Consider the following 2,173-nt stretch of genomic DNA (forward strand, 5'->3'; position numbering starts at 1 on the left):
CGTTGTCGATGCCGCCGGCCACCCACAGCAGCGACAGTGGGGGGCCGGGGGGCGCGGCGCGGAGCTCTCGTGGGCGGCCGGTTTCTGGTCCCCGGGCGGCCGCCGCGGCCGCCCGGGACCCGGCGGTCAGGGCGCCCGCCGGGGCTCCGGTGCTCAGCGGGCTGTCCGGGTAGGCGAGGCGCAGCCCGGACATACCGCCGAGGACCTTGCGCTGGATGGCCCGGCGCAGCGGGGTGATGTTCCGTACGAAGGTGAAGGCGACCGGGAGCCCCACCCCGGCCAGCCGGTTCTTGAACTGGACGAGGAACGTGGCCTTGCGGGTCGAGCCGAGCAGCGCCCTGCCTACGGGGACCCGCTCCTGCCCGTAGCTGGCGAGGAGTTCGTGACCGGCCTGGCCGCGGTCGGCCATGGCGAGCTTCCAGCCGAGGTTGTACGCCTCCTGGATGCCGGTGTTCATGCCCTGCCCGGAGGCGGGGCTGTGGACGTGGGCGGCGTCGCCGGCGACGAAGCAACGGCCCTCGCCCATGCGCGGCACCATGCGCTGCTGGAAGGTGAACACGGAGTTCCAGGAGGGGGCCGAGACCCGGACGGGGCGGCCGAGTCCGGCACTGAGCTTCGCGGAGAACCGGCGGGCCACCGCTTCGGCGTCGGCCGGCTCCCCGGGGCGGCGGACGGGGGCGGTGTCGAGCAGCCGCCACCGGCCGTCCTCCCGGTAGGGGACCATCATCAGGGCCTGCCCGCCGGTGTGCGCCCAGTAGATGGTGTCGGGCGGCAGGTCGAACTCGACGTCGGCGTCGGCCAGTTCCCAGGTCTCGCTGGACTCGCCGATCAGCGGCAGGCCGAGCTGTTTGCGGACCGTGCTGTGGCCGCCGTCGCATCCCACCAGCCAGGGCACCTCGTACGTTTCCGTGCCGCCGGCGGCATGCTCCAGGGTGGCCCGTACGCCGGCCGCGTCCTGCTCCAGGGCGGTGAGCCGCACCCCCCACTCGACGGTCACGCCGAATCGGGCGACGGCCTCGCGCAGCAGTTCCTCGGTGCGGGTCTGCTCGATGACGACGGTGAACGGGAAGCGGGTCGGCATCGTCGCGTAGTCGGCGTCGAGACGGACCAGGCGGCGGCCGCCGGCGTACATGGTGAAGGCCCGGTTCCTGCGGCCCGCGGCGAGCACCGCGTCCGCGACGCCCATCTGGTCGAAGGTCTCCAGGGTGCGCGGGTGGACGGCGACGGCGCGGCTGGTGGCGGCCGGTCCGGGGGCGGCGTCGACGAGGCGCACGCGCAGCCCGCGGCGGGCCAGTTCGTGGGCTGCGGTCAGCCCGACGGGCCCTGCCCCCACCACGAGGACGCGGGCGGCCCGACCCCTGGTCGGCGTACCGGTGACGGTCCCCATGGCGGTGGCTCCTCAGGTCGTGCGGGAGGGGTGGGCGGCCGCGGCCACCACGGCTCCCACCCTGGGGAGGAGCACTTGAGGGGTCTTCGAAGGGTGCTCGATCCGTGCCGCGAAGACTGCGGGGACCTGACGGAACGGAGCCCGCCATGACCGCCACGACCACCACCTTGTCCGCCACGACCACCACCCCGGCCGCCCCGGCCGCCGCCCCCGTACCGCCGTACCCGCCGGCGGAGCGCGAGTTCGGCCTCGTGTACGCGGAGGTCCAGCAGTTCTACGCGCACCAGATGCAGCTGTTCGACTCCTTCGAGGCGGAGCGGTGGGCCGGCACGTTCACCGAGGACGCCGTCTTCGACGTGCCGACGCTCCCGGAGCCGGTGCGCGGGCGTGCCGCACTCGCCGCGAACGTGCGGCGCAACCGGGAGGTGCAGGCGAGGAGCGGGGAGCAGCTGCGGCACTGGATCGGCATGCTCGACGTGCAGCCGCAGTCCAACGGCACGCTGCGCACCCGCTGCTACGCGCTGGTCCACCTGACGCCGCGGGGCGGGGAGTCGCGGGTGCACCGGGTGTGCGTGATGGAGGACGAGCTGGTGCTCTCCCGCGGCCGCTGGCGCACCAGCCGCCGCCTGGTGACCCGGGACGACCTCGCCTGAGCGACAGCGTCCCGCTCCGGGAACACGGGAGGGGGGGGGGGAAGGGGTTCGGCTGCCTTCCCCCGTCTCCGTTCCTTCCGGGGAACAAAAGAAAAAGGGAAGGAAACAAGAAGAAAGGCGGAGGGGGCTGGGG

Annotated in this window: 2 protein-coding genes; one reads left to right on the forward strand and one right to left on the reverse strand. The window is 74.0% G+C overall.

The window, feature by feature from the left end; translation table 11 throughout:
- Positions 1 to 1,387 (reverse strand): FAD-dependent oxidoreductase (locus ACZ4VL_RS40480; protein ID WP_468211005.1); only part of this gene is annotated, 1,387 nt, incomplete at its 3' end.
- Between the two features lie 146 nt (positions 1,388 to 1,533).
- On the opposite strand from ACZ4VL_RS40480, the gene ACZ4VL_RS40485 reads away from it, so the two are divergent.
- Positions 1,534 to 2,040 (forward strand): nuclear transport factor 2 family protein, encoded by a 507-nt coding sequence (locus tag ACZ4VL_RS40485; RefSeq protein WP_468211007.1) that lies wholly within the window; start codon positions 1,534 to 1,536, stop codon positions 2,038 to 2,040.
- Positions 2,041 to 2,173: the final 133 nt, after the last annotated feature.

Source organism: Streptomyces sp. NPDC029014 (assembly GCF_055564695.1).